Here is an 18,396-nt window from a genome sequence, read left to right on the forward strand (position 1 = left end):
GCCGTTAATGCCGAATGACCGACCGCGATGGTCGGCGAGGTTGGTTCAGGTTCGGGGGCGCTCCAGAATCCGGGACATGACAATGGAACTGCGCGTGCGGCCCACTCGGGTGTTCTCACGGATCCGCTCGACAGTCGATTCGATTTCGGCCATATCGGTCGCCATGACGTGTACGAGCGCATCGGCCTCGCCCGCGATGGTCCAGACACCGACGACCTGGGGGATCGGCTCGAGGCTGCGTCGGAGTTCAGCCGGGGTGATGTTGTCGCGGTAGTAGACCTCGACGTATGCCTCGGTGGTCCAGCCGAGCGCGGCCGGATTGACCAGCGCGGTGAAGCCGGTGATCTGGCGGCTGGCGACCATCTTGTCGACCCGGCGCTTCACCGCGGGCGCCGAGAGTCCGACCTTCGCGCCGATCTCCTGGAAGGACGCGCGCGCCGACTTGAGCAGATGGGCGAGTATTCGCCGATCGATGTCGTCCACGCCACACCCGCTCTCCTCTGACGCAATGATTCGCCGAATTCATTGGATCATGCGCAATGAATCGTTGTTTCTGGCGCAATACTAGTCGAATTACCTTCGTGTCAGTGGAATGATCCGCGCCTACCTCCGGGAGACACGTTGACCTCTGTAACCACGCTCCGCCTCGAGCCCGCCGGGCGGCAGCCATCCCCACGACGGTTCGTGATGTGCCGTCCCGATCATTTCGACGTCTTCTACTCGATCAATCCGTGGATGAATCCGCGCGAACCCGTGGATCGAGCGCTGGCACTGTCCCAATGGGAGACGCTGCGCGCGACATTCGAGCAGTTCGGTCACCGCATCGACGTGGTGCCGGGTGAGCCGGGTCTGCCGGATATGGTCTTCGCTGCGAACAGTGGTCTGATCGTGGGGGATCGGGCGATGTCGGCGCGGTTCACCCATTCCGAGCGGGCCGCGGAAGGTCCGGCGTATCACCGCTGGTTCGCGCAGCGGGGTCTGACCGAACTGGTCGGCGCGCAAGAAATCAATGAGGGCGAAGGCGATTTCCTGCTGGTCGGTGAGCGCATGCTCGCCGCGACCGGATTCCGGAGTTCGATCGCCGCGCACCGTGAGGTCGAGCGCTACTTCGATCTCGCGGTTGTTTCCCTCGAGCTGGTCGATCCGCGCTTCTACCACCTGGATACGGCGTTGATGGTGCTCGATGACGTGAATGTCGCCTATTTCCCACCCGCGTTCAGCGCCGAAAGCCAGGCCCTCCTCGCTGGTCTGTATCCCGACGCCATCCGCGCGACCGACGCCGATGCGGTGGTCCTGGGCCTGAACGGCGTGTCCGACGGTCTCAACGTGTTCATCAGCAGCCGCGCCGACAATCTGGCCTCGGAGTTGCGCGGACAGGGTTACAACCCGGTGGGCGTGGACCTGTCCGAGCTGCTCAAGGCTGGCGGCGGCGTGAAGTGCTGCACATTGGAGATCCACGAGGATCCGCGCAGCGCGCCGACCGCGGTCGCGTCCTGAAACTGTTCGGCACGAAGGGCTTTCGTGCAACGAGGCGCGATCGCTCGCGCGGATCCGGGCGGCATCGGTGTCGTGCAGGCGCGGTCAGAACGGAAGTTTGGTGCGCCAGGCGCTGACGCCCGGTTCGGCCAGTGGGTGGGCGACGGTAACGAATTTGAACAGCAGGAGTGCGCCGGTGATCTGCAAGAAGGCGAGGGGGATTTCACCGAGGCAGGCGATGGCGATGGAGAACCAGACGTCGCGCGGGTTCGCGGTCGTGACGTCGAACCAGGCATCCACGAGCAATAGCAGGCCGGTGCCGAATGCGGGTAGTACGAGCAGTTGCCTGCGCTGCCAGCCGAGGTAGGCGGTCGCCGCCATCATGATGACGAGCAGGATGTCGAAGCCGACCCAGGCGAGAGTCCAATTGCGGGCCTGATAGTTGGGCGGCAGTGACACCGCGAGGTACACGATCCACGGGATCAATGCGATCGAGCCGCCCACCATCAAGGTCAACCGCACCCGCCGATGGATCCGCACGAGCTCCGGTCGCGGCAACACCCGCTCCGGCGGCAACTGCAGCCGTCGAATCAACGCCCGCCGATCGTCGGCCGACATCGCGTCGATCTCCTCATCACTGAGCCGCCCAATCGTCATCGGAACACTCCTTCCGTGCGTCAGCCGCTGAGCTCACCGTGCCACGGGCAAGGCGGGAGGGCCAGCGACCCGGGTGGTCGGAAGCGGTGATCGTCGCGTGCGATGCCACTGCGCGAAAGGGCGCGGGAGGATCCATCCGCACTACACCGACCAGGCCTGTTCGGTCTATTCGACTCGAGGGCGGAAGTCAGTCGATTCGGTAGCCGATTTCGGTGGCGACGATATCGGTGACCCCGCCGCGGGGGCGGCCACAGCGGCGTTCGCAGCCGGACCAGTGCTGACGGCCAGCCACAGTGACATCCTCGGCGCTGTGGATCTCGATGGTCCGAGGGAGATCTTTCGCCGCGCGAGGGTCCGATTCCACGTCCGGGGTGAGATCCGTCGATCTCGAGTCGAGGTGGCCGCCGATTTCGGCGTCCCCAGCGGGCTCGGTCGCGGCTACCGGCGGCAGTACGCGGCCCGATTCGACGGCGGCCGCCGCGTCTGTGCGGACATCGGAGTTGGACTTCGCACAGCCGGGTCGGCCCGCGCAGGCGCTGACCTGGAGCCAAGGGGAGTTGGCGTCGAAGATGAGGCCCATGGGGGCGAGTACTCGGACGACCTGTTCGGCGGACCATTCCTCGAGATCGGTGATCACCAGGCTGCGCCACGGGGTGATGAAGATGGGATGTTCGATGGCCGCGATGAATTCGGCGGTTCGGGCGGGTAGGGAGCCGAGGCGAACGGCGGCGCCGAGACTGACCAGACCGTTGTCCTGATCGAGCCAGCCGATCGGAATGTCATGGGTGGCACCGAATTCCAGCCGGTCGGGCCCGGGCGACAGTCCGAGTATGTCGATGACTCGCCGCACGCCGTCCTCGACTTCGTGCAGCCGCCACTGGCCCGAGCCGAGGTCGAGAAAGCCGTGCGCGGCCGCGAGCATCACCTGGACCGCATCGACCGCGGAGATTCGGATGCCGGTATCGCGACCGGCGAGTACCATCGCGAATTCGTCTGCGCCGGTGGCGTGTACGCCGATATCGCCGCCGAGTCCGCTGATATCGCCACGACCGTCGTCGAGGGTGAACAGCACCCGGCCGGGCAGATCGGCCAGCCGCGGGGCGGCCCGCAAACCCGCGTCGAGCACCGGCACGAGCCCGTGCACCTCCGACAGACCACCGATCCGGCCCGACAGCGGCGAGGCGACGATATTGCGCACCCGCTCATGCGTCCGACTCGGCAGTAGCTCGGCGCCCGCCAATCGCTCGCTCAGCGCCGCCGCATCACGCACCTGCCGCAGCTGCACATTGCCCCGCGAGGTCAGCTCGACATTTTCATCGCCGAGTTCCGCCGCTGCCGCGGCCAACACCTGCAACTGCCCCGGCTCCAGCCGCCCACCGGGCAGCCGAATCCGAGCCAACGGCCCATCGGCCGCCTGGTGCAGCCGCAGCACGCCGGGGCAGGAATCGGGATTCGTACGCGTCATGACCCAACCAGCCTACGACGCCGCCGCCACACGACCGTTGACGCATCCGGGGCCGCGGCGGACCATGCCGATTCCGAGTGCAACGCGGCCGCGCAAGCGTTCGGGCGCATCCGAGGCGCGGCCCCCGCCGTGGCACGGCGCTCGGGTTTTTCGCCGCACGCAGGACCACCCGTATCGATGCGTGCGCTGCGGCCCTCGCGGTCGGCGCTCTAGGGTGAGCGGATGAGTGAAATCTCCACCGTTGCCGACCGACTCGCGATTATCGACGTGCTCACCAGGATGTTCGTTTACACCGATCAGCGGCGCTGGGATGACCTGCTGTCGGAGGTGTTCACTGTCGAGGTCGATTTCGATGGCGGCTTCGGTGGGCCGGTGGCGGTGCGTCCCGCAGCCGATATCGTCGGCGATTGGCGCACGGGTCTCGACGACCTCGACGGTGTCCATCACCAAGCGGGCAACTACCTGGTCGATCTCCAGGACGATCACGCCGAGATCCACGCCGACGCCATTGCCGTGCACGTGAAAAACGATGCGGCCAACGGCAAGACCCGCACCTTTGTCGGCAGCTACAGCATCGGCGCGGAGCGTACCGGTGCGGGCTGGCGCGTCGACAAATTCCACTACCACCTGAAGGTCATCGACGGTAACGCCGATCTGACCTGAACGACCCCGGCTGGATCGTCGTCCGGCCGAAACACCACCGAGTGGGCGTCGTAAGGGTCCGTCGCCCGAACCACAATTCGGTACCAGATAGCATCTGGGTGCTCGGCGGGCGATGAGGAAACCGGTGGAACTCCGGTGCGGTCGCGCCACTGTCAACAGCCAGACCCTCTCCGGCGAGCACCGTAACCGATGGGCGCGTCACCCGAGGAAGGCTGCCACCTGTGATTTTGCTGCTGTCGACGTCCGATACCGATCTGTTGAGCGCGCTTGCGAGCGGTGCGGAGTATCGGTGGGGGAATCCGGCTCGACTGCTGGTCGAGGACCTGCCCGCGTTGCTCGACGGCGCCGATCTGGTGATCGTGCGGATCCTCGGCGGCAAGCGGGCCTGGGAGGACGGGCTCGAGGCGGTGCGTGCCAGCGGTGTGCCGATGGTGGCGCTCGGTGGTGAGATCGCGCCCGATGCCGAGTTGATGGAATGTTCGACGGTGCCCGGCGGGGTGGCCGCCGACGCGCACAACTACCTCGCCGCCGGTGGCGCGGAAAACCTGCGGCAGTTGCACAACTTCCTCTCGGATACGGTGCTGCTCACCGGCCACGGCTTCGAGCCGCCGGTGCAACTGCCGAGTTGGGGCGAATTGCCGCGCACACCACGTAACCTCGCGTCGGATTCCGATCCGGCCGCTGGTGACCCCGACGCGCACCGCGGTCCGAGCGCGCCAGCCGACGCATCACGGCCCGAGTCCGGCCCGGACGCCGAGCAACCGCCGACAGTGGCCGTGATCTATTACCGTGCACAACATCTCGCGGGGAACACCGCCTACATCGACGCGTTGTGCACCGCGATCGAGGACGCGGGCGCGAAGGCGCTGCCGCTGTACTGCGCGTCGCTGCGCACCGCCGAGCCGGAACTGCTCGAAACCCTGAGCACGGCAGACGCTCTGGTCGTGACGGTGCTCGCCGCGGGCGGCACCAAGCCCGCGAGCGCGTCGGCCGGTGGTGACGATGAAGCCTGGGATGTCGCGGCCCTCGCCGAACTGGATGTGCCGATCCTGCAGGGCCTGTGCCTCACCAGTGGGCGCGCCCAGTGGGAGGCCAACGACGACGGGCTCTCGCCACTGGACGTCGCCACCCAGGTGGCCGTCCCGGAATTCGACGGCCGCATCATCACGGTTCCGTTCTCCTTCAAGGAATTCGACGCCGACGGCCTGTCCGCCTACGTGCCCGATCCCGAGCGTGCGGCGCGGGTCGCCGGTATCGCGGTCCGGCACGCGCGGCTGCGCCACATCCCGGCCGAACGGCGACGCATCGCGATCATGATGTCGGCCTACCCGACCAAACATGCCCGCATCGGCAACGCGGTCGGCCTGGATACCCCGGCGAGCGCGATCCGACTGCTCACCGAGATGCGTTCGACCGGTTACGATTTCGGTTCCGACGGCGAGGTGCCCGGCCTCGCTGAACGCGATGGCGACGCGCTGATCCACGCGCTGATCGCCGCGGGCGGTCAAGATCCCGACTGGCTCACCGCCGAACAGCTCGAGGGCAACCCGATCCGCATCGGCGCCGATCAGTACACCAGTTGGTTCGATACGCTGCCCGAGGATCTGCGCACGTCCGTCATCGAGGCATGGGGTCCGCCGCCCGGCGAACTCTATGTCGATCGCTCTGCCGATCCGAGGGGCGAAATCGTCATCGCCGCACTGCGTTTCGGCAATATCGTGCTGATGGTGCAGCCGCCGCGCGGTTTCGGCGAGAATCCGGTCGCCATCTACCACGACCCGGATCTGCCGCCCAGCCACCACTACCTCGCCGCCTATCGGTGGATCGCGGCGTCGGATGGTTTCGCCGCTGACGCGATGGTGCATCTGGGCAAGCACGGCAATCTGGAGTGGCTGCCGGGCAAGACCCTCGGCATGTCCGCCTCCTGCGGCACCGACGCAGCGCTCGGTGAGCTGCCGCTGATCTACCCGTTCCTGGTCAACGATCCGGGCGAGGGCACCCAGGCCAAGCGTCGCGCCCACGCCACCCTCGTCGACCACCTCATCCCGCCCATGGCGCGCGCCGAAAGCTATGGCGATATCTCGCGTTTGGAGCAACTGCTCGACGAACACGCCAATATCTCCACCCTCGACCCGGCCAAACTGCCCGCCATCCGCCAGCAGATCTGGACCCTCATGCGCGCGGCGAAAATGGACCACGACCTCGGCTTGGCCGAACGTCCCGACGAGGACGTATTCGATGACATGCTGCTGCACGTCGACGGCTGGCTGTGCGAGATCAAGGATGTGCAGATCCGCGACGGGCTGCATGTGCTCGGGCAGGCGCCAGCGGGGGAGACCGAACTCGATCTGGTGCTCGCCATGCTGCGGGCTCGTCAACTCTGGGGCGGTGAACGGAATGTGCCGGGACTGCGGGAAGCCCTGGGGCTGAACGAATCCGGTACCGAAGCTCGCGAACGGGTCGACGCGGTCGAGCGCCAGGCGCGTGAGCTGCTCACCGGACTGCAGGCTGCCGACTGGTCCGCCGACGCGGTCGACGGCCTGGTCGACGCCTTCGCCGACTCGCTGCGTGCGGCTGCGACCGATTCGCTCGCGGACACGTCCGCAATTCGAACCGTGCTGGGATTCGCGGCCACCGAAGTGGTGCCTCGCCTGCGACAGACGGACATCGAGATCGACCGGATCCTGCATGCGCTCAACGGCGGATTCATTCCGGCCGGACCGAGTGGATCCCCGCTCCGCGGTCTGATCAATGTCCTGCCGACCGGTCGGAATTTCTATTCGGTCGACCCGAAGGCGGTTCCGTCACGGCTGGCTTGGGAGACCGGGCAGGCGATGGCGGATTCGCTGCTCGATCGGTACAAGGCCGATCATGGCGAGTACCCGCGCTCGGTCGGGTTGTCGGTGTGGGGCACCTCCGCCATGCGCACCTCGGGAGACGACATCGCGGAAGTCCTTGCGCTGCTGGGTGTGCGCCCGGTCTGGGATGAGGCGAGCCGCCGCGTCACCACACTCGAGGTGATCCCCTTCGAGGAGTTGGGTCGGCCGCGCATCGACGTCACCGTCCGCATCAGCGGCTTCTTCCGAGACGCCTTCCCGCACGTGCTCGCACTGCTCGACGATGCGGTCCGGCTGGTCGCCGAACTCGACGAGCCAGTGGAGGCGAATTACGTTCGAGCGCATGCTCAGAAGGACCTCGCCGAGCACGGCGACGCGCGTCGCGCCACCACCCGCATCTTCGGTTCCAAGCCCGGTACCTACGGCGCTGGCCTGCTGCAATTGATCGACTCCAAGAGCTGGCGCACCGACGACGACCTCGCGCAGGTCTACACCGCATGGGGCGGCTACGCCTACGGTCGCGACCTCGACGGCGCCCCCGCCGCCGACGATATGCGCACCGCCTACCGCCGAATCACGGTGGCCGCCAAGAACACCGATACCCGCGAGCACGATATCGCCGACTCCGACGACTACTTCCAGTACCACGGCGGCATGGTCGCCACCGTACGCGCGCTCACCGGCAAGAATCCGGAGGCATATATCGGCGACAGCACCCGCCCCGACGCCGTGCGCACCCGCACGCTGTCGGAGGAGACCTCGCGCGTCTTCCGCGCCCGCGTGGTCAACCCGCGCTGGCTCGAGGCGATGCGCAGGCACGGCTATAAGGGCGCCTTCGAAATGGCGGCCACCGTCGACTATCTGTTCGGCTACGACGCGACCACCAGTGTCGTGGCCGACTGGATGTACGAAAAGCTCGCCGAGAGTTACGTTTTCGATGATGTGAACCGCAAGTTCATGGAGCAGTCCAACCCGTGGGCGCTGCACGGCATTGCCGAGCGTCTGCTGGAGGCGGCGCAACGGGAGTTGTGGGAGCGTCCGGAGCAGGCGACGCTGGACCGACTGCGTCAGATCTACCTGGAGACCGAGGGTGAACTGGAATAGCGGAAAAAGCAATCCCCCAGTTCCTGGGTGTATTTCCAATCATTTGATCTTGCAACGTAATTCGATTTCCTGATTCCGTCGACGCCGTGTGCTTCGGAAGCGCATGATGATTGATGTCCCATGTCCGTTTCTGGGGAACAACAATCGAATCGGCTGGATGAGGAAATACTGATGAAGATCAAAAAGTTGGTAGCGACAACGGTTTTGACCGTCGCTGCGACAGGTATCACCGCAGCCACCGCCTATGGCTCACCCGAAGTACCGTCCGAAACCGTGCTGAACGGGATGGATCACGGCATCCAATACACCGCGGCGGTGGCGACGGACCGTTCCGATGCCACCATCACGCTGGCCTCCGGCAAGTTCGTGCTGACGCCGGACGCGGGCATTACCGTGCTGGCGCCCGACGGCTCGGTGGTCGCCACTGTACCGACCACGCTCCAGACGGTGGCGGGCCAGCAGGTGCAGGTCACTCCCGAAGTCGATGCCGCGGCAACGACATTGACGCTGACACCGGTCAACGCTGCGGCACCGGCGTCGGCCCCGCTGCAGTTCATCGGTGACGCGGGCACCACGGTCGCGGGTGTCTTGATCGGTTGCGCGGTAGGCGCGCTGATCGGGCTCCTGTTCTTCATCGCCGGATTCGTTCCCGGTTGCATCATCGGGGGAATCATCGGCGGTATCGCCGGCGCCAACCAATGACGGGGGAAATCGAACTGTTCAGATAACTCTCGAACGGGTGACCTCGGCCGGGCTTTCGATGAAATAGCCCGACCGGGGTTGCCGCTTACCGAAATTCAGGACACGTCGCACTTCAATTCTCGCCCGCTGCTTTCCGAAACCGTTCGGCGGTCGCTCGCAGATGTGCGGCGAGTTCTGGCGCGTCGAGCACTTCGAAATCGACATCGAGCAGACCGAGATACAGCGTCAACATATGCGGAGTGTCCGAACCGACCTGGATCACACAGTGATTCGGGCCGTCGGGTTCGACGGTGACGGCGGCGGGCAGCCGCGCACGCACATCGGTAGCCGGGGCCTCGACTCATACCCCGACCCGCTCCACCCGGCGCAGGCGTTCGGGCTCAGCAGCCGGACCGCGATCGACTACTCCGCGATCGCTCGCAACCTCATGCAGCACCCGATCGAATCCGTCGACGGTCACCCGCTGCACTGACACGAGTCCGCATTCGGCAGGCGTGGCCCTCAGAGCATGGCCTTCTCCGGTTGGGTGGTCACCACGATGACCGTGGTGGTGCCGGATTCCAGCGCGAGCCTGAACTCCTTTTCGAGGTCTCCGGTGGATGTGACATCGACGGCGTGGCAGCCCAACCCCCGTGCCACGGAGGCGATGTCCAGGCCAGGAAGGTCGAGCCCGGGCACACCCGGCGTCTGTTCCAGCTCAGCGAAGGATTTGAGGATCGAGTACTCGTGATTGCGCATCACGACGTACACGATCGGCAAGTTGTGCTGTACCGCGGTCCATAGGCCCTGGACCGAGTATTGGAACGAGCCGTCGCCGATCAGGCCGATCACCGGACGCGTGACACCGCGGTCCCGGTCGCCGAGCGCGACGCCGACGGCAGCCGGTGCGGCCCAGCCGATACCACCACTGGCGGTGGCGAACATCGAGTCGGGCTCGGTGGTGGGCAGCCACTCGGCATGTTGGGCCATGGTCGAGGTGGACTCGTTGACGAAGACGGCGTGCTCCGGACGGACCTCGCTGAGCGCCGCGTAGACCTCGGCCGGTGTCAGCGGGCTGCTCGGGTTTTCCGGCAGGCGCCGGGGCCGTGGCATGGGCTTCGGCTGCGCGCGGCCGCTGCCGTCACCCACCAGCTCGGTGAGGAGTTCGATCGACAGCCGGGCATCGCCGAGCAGGCTGTCACCGACACGGGCCGATGCGGCCATCGCCGGGTCGTCCGTGATCTGCAACAGTTCGGTCCCAGCGGGAAGGATGTCGCCGGGCACATAGGGGTAGTAGCGGAAGACCTCGGCCCCGATGACCACGACGAGATCGTGTCCGGCGAGCCGCTCGCCGACGGCCTTGACCGACATGCCGACCGAACCCTGGTACAGGGGGTGGTCCTCGGGGAACGAGGCGCGGTCCGGAAGTGGCGGGCTGTAGACCGCGGCCTGCAATTTCTCGGCCAGCGCGATGCCGGCTTGCCATCCGCGCGCGCGGTCCACATCCGGCCCGAGGATCAGGGCCGGCCGCTGACTCACGGTGATGCGCTCGGCGAAGCGCCGCAGGCGCTCGGGGTCGGGCGCGTAGGTCCTGCTGACATCACGCAGCACGGCAGGCCCTTCCATAGGGTGGTTCCAGTCGTCGAGCGGGATGGACAGGAACACCGGTCCCGCAGGCGGCTGCAGGGCCATCGCGTAGGCACGCATGAACGCTTCGGGCACGGCCTCGGCGCGCGCGGGCTCGTAGGACCACTTCACCCAGGGCCTGGGCAGGTTCGTCGCTTCGAGGTTGGTCAGGTATGGATCGCCGATCAGCAGCTCGCGGTGTTGCTGGCCGGCCGTGACGATAAGCGGGGTGTGCCCGCGGTAGGCCGCGACGAGATTGCCGATGCTGTTGCCGAGCCCCGCGGACGAGTGCAGGTTCACCAGCGCCGGACGCCGGGTGGTCTGGGCGAAGGCGTCCGCCATGGCGATGACGGATGCTTCCTGCAGACCCAGCACGTAAGTGAAGTCATCCGGGAAGTTCTTGAGGAAGGTCTCCTCGGTGGATCCCGGATTACCGAAGACGGTCGTCAGGCCCAGCGACCTCAATAAATCGTAGGTCACGCTGTGGACGGTCGATTTCGTGGTCATGGTGGTCGGTCAGCTCCATTCGCCAGCAGGCGCCAGCAAACCAGGCGAGCTGTCATCGTGTGCGCATCGGAATATCCGGCCGATGGCCTTTTCTCCAGCCGTATGCCACACAATCCAGTACAGGCTGCCGGCGGCGGGTGTAAGCGCAATGACGAAAAGCGATGCTACCCCGAATCAAGATCTTGTGCGGAGGGATCGAAGTCAGATTCTCAGCCCGCCGTCGCGATACCCGATCGGCCGGAATCGGACGCTGTTTCGCTGACGACAGCGCGAACCCGAACCGGTTCCCGTTCAAGAACTTTCGGCGACCGTGAACCCGTTCGGAATAAAAATGGCGGCTCCGATGCTCCCGTCTGCAACGGCCGATCCCGCTTTTGCCGCCCATGCGCTCGTATCGGGGCGATACCCTTGAGCAGGGAGGTTTGGCGGAAAGGAACTAATGTGGGGCATCTACGACATAGGCCGCATCGCACGTAGCCGCCGGGTGATCGCCCGAGGCTGATCTCCGAGTTGCCGATGTACGAGCCGATCGATCTGGTCGATCCAGCTGAACGAACCCGCACAGCGCTTGCCGCCGTCGTGGGCCAGTTTTCCGGGGCTTGGGCGTCCGGGTCCCCACCAGACCTGTCGGCGCATCTGCCCCGTGAACCGGCTGAGCGGCGCGCGATACTGATCGAACTCATCAAGATCGACCTCGAATACCGCTGGCTTCGTTATAACTTTCCCAAACGACTGATCGAATACCGTGCGGAATTTGTCGAGCTGCAGAACGGTCCGCTGCCAGCCGATCTGGTCTACGAGGAATTCCACGCCTTGCGTCGCAGTTCGCACGCGGCCGATGCGGCTGCCACGGTCGCTGGGGCCACCGCCACGGCGGCCAGCCCTGAGCTCGCACAGCTCACCAGCGACTACCGCAGCACGATGATCGCTCGTCCAAGTGCCCAAGTTGTTCTCGACGCCATCAATGCCGGCGACCGTATCGACGATTTCGACCTCCTGATGAGGATCGGTGCCGGCGCCTTCGCCCAGGTCTATCTGGCTCGGCAACAATCGATGCAGCGACTGGTCGCGGTCAAGATTTCCCATAACCACGGCATTGAGCCGCAGACGCTCGCGCAATTGGACCACGAGTACATCGTGCGCATCTACGACCAGCGACTCATCGCCGACGGTGAGCTGAAGCTGCTGTACATGCAGTACCTACCAGGCGGAACGCTGCTCGACGTGCTGCGCTTACAGCGCTCGACGCCTTCGGAACACCGCAGCGGGCAACTGCTGCTCGATGCGATCGACAAGGTACTTGCCGATAAGGGCGAGGTTCGGCCAACAGAATCCGCTATTCGGATACGGACCGCCGCACTGACCTGGCCGGAGACGATCGCCTGGCTCGGCCGCCGACTCGCGGACGCGCTTCAGCACGCATCCGAACGAGGGGTGTTGCATCGGGACATCAAACCCGCGAACGTGCTGCTGAGCGCCGAGGGAATCCCGAAGCTGGCCGACTTCAATGTCAGCTCCAGCAAACACCTCAAGGGCACGAGTCCCCTGGCGTACTTCGGCGGATCACTGGCGTACATGTCGCCCGAACAGCTCGAGGCCTGCCATCCGGACTTGCCGGAGACCGCCGCCGACCTCGACACTCGAAGCGACATCTTCGCGCTGGGTGTCATGATGTGGGAATTGCTCACGGGACGTCGACCATTCGCGGACGAAACGTCCGCTGGCGATTCGGAGACGTCGCTGGCCCGCATGCTCGAATTGCGGCGCAGACCCGTTGAGTCGACCTTCCTGTCGGAGCTTCCGCCGGATTGTCCCATGGCGTTGCGCCGAGTGCTGCTGAAGTGTCTGTCGCCCAACCGCGAAGACCGCTACTCGTGCGGCTCGGAATTGGCCCAGCAGCTCGACTTGTGCCTCGAGGAGAGGGCCCGCGACCTTGTCTATCCGCCGCCGAACAGTTGGCGGGAACGACTTTCGCGATGGCCCACCCCCATCCTGTGGCTATCTTCGATGGTCGGCGTCAGCCTGGCTACGGTCTACATGGCTGTGCATGTCCAGAGATTGCTGAGAGAGCGCCTGTCCGATGCCACCAACACGCAGCTCGACACCGGCGTCATCGTCTTCCTCCTCTGTGCCTTGCCGCTGGCCGTCGTTATCTACGCATACATGTCGCGTCATTTGATTGCGGTTCCGCGCGGCTTGCGCGCGGGCAGACGCTATGACGAGGCAATGCTCGAGCGAGTGCGGTCGCGAACGCTATTTTGGGGCGACCTGTGTGCGCTGAACACCTTGCTGGCCGCGGTTCTAGCAACCATGACGGGGGTAATGCTCATCCTCTGGTTTACCGACCTTCCGGCGCGGCTGCTGGTCCATGCGGCGTTGACCGTTCTGGTGTCGGGCACCATCTCTGTCGCCTACACGTTCTTCCTTTCCACGTTCTACGTCGTCCGCTGTGTCTATCCCATCTATTTGCGCCACAGCCGCACAACGGCGCGCGATTCCGCCGATCTTCGTGCGCTGCGTCGAAGAACCACGATCTATCTTGCGGTAACAGCGTCGGTGCCGCTGGTTGCGGTGCTGGCCGGATTCAGCTTCCTCGAGCCCGAGGAGCTTCCCCTGGTGCGCGATTCGGTTCTGGGGCTGTGCGCCGCCTCCGGGCTCGCGTTCGTCGCCGTGTATTGGTTGTTCCGCAAGCTGGATGCAGATCTGCGCGCGCTCGAGCGGGTGGTCTAGCGAACATTCGGGAGATCCCAGGCCTGTCACCGATTCCGCCCCGCCGACTGCGCTGAGCGCGGTGGTCACCTCGCCTCGGCGCTGATCCGCTCTATCAATGCGATCGAAACCTCGCGCACAGGCTACCGGCGCCCGGTGTTCCGGACATGCCCGCACCGTGGCTCCACTAGCGGGGTGTCACCGCGAGCCGCAGGCCAACGAGCTCACGTGGTCGCTGGGCGAGTGCGTCGGCCACCTCGCGGAAGGCTTGCGCGGCCGCCGATTCAGGATCGGTGAGCACGATCGGCGTGCCGTCGTCTCCGGTCGCGCCCACGCCGGGGTCGAAGGGTATCTGGCCCAGGAGCGGACACTCAGCGTCGAGCAGTGCCGCGAGGCGGGCGCCGACCCGGGCACCGCCGCCCGCGCCGAACAGCTCTTGCCGTGATCCGTCCGGCGCCTCGTACCACGACATGTTCTCGACGATGCCGACCACACGCTGTTTCGTCTGTGCAGCGACCGCACCGGCGCGTTCGGCGATGCGGGCCGCGGTCTGCTGCGGTGTGGTGACCACGAGCAGTTCCGCGGTCGGCAGCAACTGGGCGAGCGAGATAGCGATATCACCGGTGCCGGGCGGCAGATCGACCAGCAGGACATCCAGATCGCCCCAATGGACATCGACGAGGAACTGCTGCAGTGCCCGATGCAGCATCGGACCCCGCCAGACGACGGGTTTGTTGCCCTCGACGAACATACCGATGGAGATGACCTGCACACCGTAAGCGCTTGGCGGCAGCAGCATGCGATCCACCTGAACGGGCCGAGCGTCCAAGCCGAGCATGCCCGGTATCGAATGACCGTGGATATCCGCGTCGAGTATGCCGACGCGCAAGCCACGCGCAGCCATGGCGGCGGCCAGATTCACCGTGACACTCGATTTTCCGACGCCACCCTTACCCGAGACGACACAGTAGAGCCGGGTCAGCGAATCCGGTTGAGCGAAGGGTATGACGGGTTCGTCGCCGTGCACCTTCTTGCGCAGCGTGGCCCGCTGGTCGTCGGTCATGACGCCGAATTCCACACGCACCGAGGCAATGTGACCGATATCGAGGACCGCGTCGCGAACTTCACGCGATATCCGCTCCCGCAGTGGGCATGCGGCCACGGTCAGCAGGATTTCGACGGTGACCTGACCGGCGCCGATGTCGACGCGGCCGACCATACCGAGTTCGGTGATCGGGCGACGGATCTCGGGATCCTCGACCCGGCTCAATGCCAGCAGGATCAATTCGTGGGTCGGCGGTGGTACGGATGTGGTCATCATGGACTCACTTTCGTCAGGAGTCGGCGCTATCCCAGACTGGTCCGGAGCATGCTGGCGCGTTCGACGACCTTCACGCGCTCGCGCCCCTCGTCCGCACCGAGGGCGCGTTCGTGGGCGTCCAGGCGGTACCAGCCCTGCCAGGTGGTGAACGGAATGCCCTTGTTCGCCAGGAACGCGGTGACCGCGCCGGGGTCGGGTTCGGCCGCGCCCGAGAGGTGCGCGGTGTCGTCGAGCAGGCAGGCCACGGTCTCGTTGGCGTCGCCCTTGGTGTGGCCGATCAGCCCGATCGGGCCGCGCTTGATCCAACCGGTGACATACACGCCGGGCAGGTATCGTGCGGCCGCGATGGCGTCCTCGTCGATCAGGACCCGACCAGCCTCGTTCGGGACGACTCCCGCGCGCTCGTCGAACGGCAGTTTCGGAAGATCCTGCGATAGGTAGCCGACGGCACGGTAGACCGCCCGCACCGGCCATTCCCGAAATACGCCGGTGCCCTTCACATTTCCGCTGCCGTCGAGTTGGGTGCGTTCGGTGCGCAGCCCGACGACCCGGCCGTTCTCTCCGAGAATCTCCGCGGGCGATTCGAAGAAGTGCAGAAGCAACTTGTGCGGACGATGGCCGATATCGCGAATCGCCCACTGCTCCAAGGTATTCGCCACCATATCGACCTGTTTGGACTGTCGCCGCGCCTGCTCGGAGCCTTCGTCGTAGTCGATATCCTCGGGGTCGACGACTACCTCGATGGTCGCCGAGTGATCCAACTCGCGCAGTTCCAGCGGAGTGAACTTCGCCTGCGCCGGGCCGCGGCGGCCGAATACGTGCACCTCGACGGCCTTGTTCTGCGTCAGGCCCTGGTAGACATTCGGTGGAATCTCGGTGGGTAACAACTCATCAGCGGTCTTGGCCAATATCCGTGCCACATCCAAGGCGACATTGCCGACGCCGAGTACCGCGACCTTCTCCGCATCCAGCGGCCAGGTACGCGGCACATCCGGGTGCCCGTCGTACCAGGACACGAAATCCGCCGCCCCATGGGACCCACCCAGTTCGATGCCCGGAATATCCAGTGCCCGATCGGTATTCGCGCCGGTGGAGAAGATCACGGCGTCGTAGAACGTGCGCAGATCGTCGAGCGATATATCCGTGCCGTACTCGGTATTGCCGAACAGGCGCACCTGAGGTCTGTCGAGCACCTTGTGCAGGGCGGTGATGATGCCCTTGATACGCGGATGGTCCGGTGCAACACCATATCTGATCAGGCCGAACGGCGCGGGCAAGCGCTCGTACAGGTCGATGCTCACTTCGGTGTCGGATTTCATCAGGGCGTCGGCGGTGTAGATTCCGGCCGGTCCGGCACCAACGATCGCCACCCGCAACGGACGTCCGGTCATGGTTGAAACGCCTCCACGAACGCCGTATCGGAGCCGACCTCACCCAGTTTCGCCGCACTTCCCGGCGAACCGAGCGCCGCGTCGTGGCCCGGCAGTGGTTCGGCGAAGAATCGTGCGTTCTCCATGACGAACTGTTGCTGGTCGGGCGGAATATCCGCATCGAGGTAGATCGCCTCCACCGGGCAGACCGGTTCGCACGCACCGCAATCCACGCATTCGGTCGGATGGATATAGGCCATGCGTCCGCCGGTGTAGATACAGTCCACCGGGCATTCCTCCACGCACGCCCGGTCCATCACATCGACGCAGGCGGCACCGATTACGAAGGTCATGATGCCTCCACTGTTGTCGCGGCGGCCAATTCGGCGTCCTCACCGAGCGCCGCCAGGATTTCGTATCGCCTACGGGCGAATTCGGGTTCGAAGCGCGCACCGGGCGCACGCGGGTTGTCGATGTCGATGACCCGCTGGATCCGGGCCGGACGCGGGGTCAGCAGCACGATGCGGTCGGCGAGCAGCAGTGCCTCGTCCACATCGTGGGTGACGAACAGCACCGTCGTCCGATGCCGCTGCCACACCGAGATCAGCAGCCGTTGCATGTCGGCGCGGGTCTGGGCGTCCAACGCGCCGAAGGGTTCGTCCATGAGCAACACCCGCGGTTGGGTGGCCAGCGTGCGCGCCAGCTGCACCCGCTGACGCATACCGCCGGACAACGCGCCGGGCAGATGGTCGCCGAACCCGTTGAGCCCCACCTGATCCAGCAACTCGAGTGCCTCGCCGCGGCGCCGACCACGCGCAACACCACGTAGCCGCAACGCGAACTCCACGTTCCTGCGCGCACTGCGCCACGGCAGCAGCGCGTCTTCCTGGAAGACCATCGCGCACTGTTCACCACTGCCGCCGTCCACTTCCGCCGTGCCGCCCACCGGTGTCAGCAGTCCGGCCATGGCGCGCAGAATCGTGGACTTACCGCATCCGGACGGCCCCAGCAGCACCACGATCTCGCCCGGATCGATGTCGAGATCCACTTCCGCGGTGAGGATTCCGTCGTAGGCGATGCGCAATCCCCGCATGCGCACGGCCGCTCCCGCGCTCATCGCACTGCCCTCGGCAGCCAGCGGTTGACCCGCCGCCCGACGACCTCCACCAGCCAGGCGGTCGCCCATCCGAGCACGCCGATGCTCAGCATGCCGACCACCACCCCCGGATAATCCAGCAGGCCGTAGGACTGCCAGGTGAAATACCCGATGCCGAACTGGCCGGAGATCATCTCAGCGCTGATCACGCAGATCCAGGCGACGCCCATGGCGACCGAGAGCCCGGAGAAGATCCCCGGAAGCGCGCCCGGCAGTGCGATGCGGAACAGGATCGCGAACCGCCCGGCCCCCAGCGTGCGGGCCGCCTCCTCCCAGACACGGGGCAATGCGTGCATGGCGTGGATCGTGCTGACCGCGACGGGGAAGAACGCCGCGAAGAAGGTGATGAAGACGATGCCTTGCTCCCCGGTGGGGAACAGCAGAATCGCAAGGGGCACCAGGGCGATCGCCGGGATCGGCCGGAAGACCTCGAGCACCGGCCGCACCAGCGCATTGACCAGCGGCGAGCGTCCGATCGCCATACCGATCAACACCCCGGCCACGGTGGCCAGCCCGAACCCGATCAGGATCCGGCGCATGCTGGAGGTGATGTTGCTGTAGTAGGAGTGGGTGCCCGCCTGTGTCCGGAACGAGTCGAACACCTCGGCGGGGGTCGGGATCTTGTCGAAGCGCAACCAGAACACCACCTGGTTGGCGGTGAGCAGATACCACAGCAGTAGGAGCGCGGCCAAGGGCACCGCGGTCAGCAACGCTGTCCGCAGTCGGGTGGGCACCGCGAAGCCGCGAGCTGTCGAACGCGCGAGCACTTCGGTATCGCGTGTCGACGTGGGGGCCAGGGGGATCGTTTGCGCGGATAGGGTCAT

General features: G+C 65.6%; 15 protein-coding genes. 6 read left to right on the plus strand and 9 right to left on the minus strand.

Annotated elements, in window-relative coordinates; genetic code table 11:
- Positions 1–45: 45 nt before the first annotated feature.
- Positions 46–483, minus strand: a complete 438-nt coding sequence (locus ACQP1G_RS19555; protein WP_420773727.1) for an Lrp/AsnC family transcriptional regulator — start codon at positions 481–483, stop codon at positions 46–48.
- Positions 484–621: 138 nt separating this feature from the next.
- On the opposite strand from ACQP1G_RS19555, the gene ddaH reads away from it, so the two are divergent.
- Positions 622–1,497, plus strand: coding sequence for a dimethylargininase (ddaH, locus tag ACQP1G_RS19560; protein ID WP_433206254.1), 876 nt, complete (start codon positions 622–624; stop codon positions 1,495–1,497).
- A gap of 84 nt (positions 1,498–1,581) precedes the next feature.
- Here the strand turns inward: ddaH and ACQP1G_RS19565 are convergent, their stop codons facing one another.
- Both ACQP1G_RS19565 and ACQP1G_RS19570 read right to left on the minus strand, forming a co-directional pair.
- Positions 1,582–2,133, minus strand: coding sequence for a hypothetical protein (locus tag ACQP1G_RS19565; protein ID WP_433206257.1), 552 nt, complete (start codon positions 2,131–2,133; stop codon positions 1,582–1,584).
- Positions 2,134–2,320: 187 nt separating this feature from the next.
- Positions 2,321–3,598 (minus strand): precorrin-3B synthase, encoded by a 1,278-nt coding sequence (locus ACQP1G_RS19570; RefSeq protein WP_433206260.1) that lies wholly within the window; start codon positions 3,596–3,598, stop codon positions 2,321–2,323.
- A 222-nt stretch (positions 3,599–3,820) separates the two neighbouring features.
- Here ACQP1G_RS19570 and ACQP1G_RS19575 point away from each other — a divergent pair, with 222 nt between their 5' ends.
- The 4 genes from ACQP1G_RS19575 (at position 3,821) to ACQP1G_RS19590 (ending at position 9,376) form a co-directional block, all read left to right on the plus strand.
- Positions 3,821–4,261, plus strand: a complete 441-nt coding sequence (locus ACQP1G_RS19575) for a nuclear transport factor 2 family protein (protein ID WP_433206262.1) — start codon at positions 3,821–3,823, stop codon at positions 4,259–4,261.
- Between the two features lie 221 nt (positions 4,262–4,482).
- Positions 4,483–8,202, plus strand: coding sequence for a cobaltochelatase subunit CobN (cobN, locus tag ACQP1G_RS19580; protein WP_433206264.1), 3,720 nt, complete (start codon positions 4,483–4,485; stop codon positions 8,200–8,202).
- Positions 8,203–8,373: 171 nt separating this feature from the next.
- A complete protein-coding gene (locus ACQP1G_RS19585; protein WP_433206266.1) occupies positions 8,374–8,904 on the plus strand; it encodes a hypothetical protein in 531 nt (176 codons plus the stop codon).
- A gap of 232 nt (positions 8,905–9,136) precedes the next feature.
- On the plus strand, positions 9,137–9,376 hold the full coding sequence (locus ACQP1G_RS19590; RefSeq protein ID WP_433206269.1) for a hypothetical protein: 240 nt from the start codon (positions 9,137–9,139) through the stop codon (positions 9,374–9,376).
- Positions 9,377–9,405: 29 nt separating this feature from the next.
- Here the strand turns inward: ACQP1G_RS19590 and mdlC are convergent, their stop codons facing one another.
- The gene (mdlC, locus tag ACQP1G_RS19595) at positions 9,406–11,016 is read right to left on the minus strand and encodes a benzoylformate decarboxylase (RefSeq protein ID WP_433206272.1); all 1,611 of its coding nucleotides are present in this window, start codon (positions 11,014–11,016) and stop codon (positions 9,406–9,408) included.
- Positions 11,017–11,532: 516 nt separating this feature from the next.
- Here mdlC and ACQP1G_RS19600 point away from each other — a divergent pair.
- Complete coding sequence (locus tag ACQP1G_RS19600; RefSeq protein ID WP_433206275.1) at positions 11,533–13,746, plus strand: protein kinase domain-containing protein; 2,214 nt, start codon at positions 11,533–11,535, stop codon at positions 13,744–13,746.
- A gap of 166 nt (positions 13,747–13,912) precedes the next feature.
- On the opposite strand, the gene ACQP1G_RS19605 is transcribed toward ACQP1G_RS19600, so the two are convergent.
- From ACQP1G_RS19605 to ACQP1G_RS19625, 5 genes are read right to left on the minus strand one after another with little or no spacing between them, the layout of a single operon-like run.
- A complete protein-coding gene (locus tag ACQP1G_RS19605) occupies positions 13,913–15,046 on the minus strand; it encodes an Mrp/NBP35 family ATP-binding protein (protein WP_433206278.1) in 1,134 nt (377 codons plus the stop codon).
- 26 nt (positions 15,047–15,072) lie between these two features.
- Positions 15,073–16,437, minus strand: a complete 1,365-nt coding sequence (locus tag ACQP1G_RS19610) for an FAD-dependent oxidoreductase (RefSeq protein ID WP_433206281.1) — start codon at positions 16,435–16,437, stop codon at positions 15,073–15,075.
- Complete coding sequence (gene fdxA / locus ACQP1G_RS19615) at positions 16,434–16,769, minus strand: ferredoxin (protein WP_433206284.1); 336 nt, start codon at positions 16,767–16,769, stop codon at positions 16,434–16,436. The genes ACQP1G_RS19610 and fdxA overlap by 4 nt, the downstream gene beginning before the upstream one ends.
- Positions 16,766–17,533 carry an ABC transporter ATP-binding protein gene (locus ACQP1G_RS19620; protein WP_433206287.1) on the minus strand — a complete coding sequence of 256 codons (768 nt, stop codon included), beginning with the start codon at positions 17,531–17,533 and terminating at the stop codon, positions 16,766–16,768. Before ACQP1G_RS19620 ends, fdxA begins: the two co-directional genes overlap by 4 nt.
- Complete coding sequence (locus ACQP1G_RS19625; RefSeq protein ID WP_433206290.1) at positions 17,530–18,396, minus strand: ABC transporter permease; 867 nt, start codon at positions 18,394–18,396, stop codon at positions 17,530–17,532. The genes ACQP1G_RS19620 and ACQP1G_RS19625 overlap by 4 nt, the downstream gene beginning before the upstream one ends.

Source organism: Nocardia sp. CA-107356 (assembly GCF_050946365.1).
Lineage (GTDB): Bacteria > Actinomycetota > Actinomycetes > Mycobacteriales > Mycobacteriaceae > Nocardia.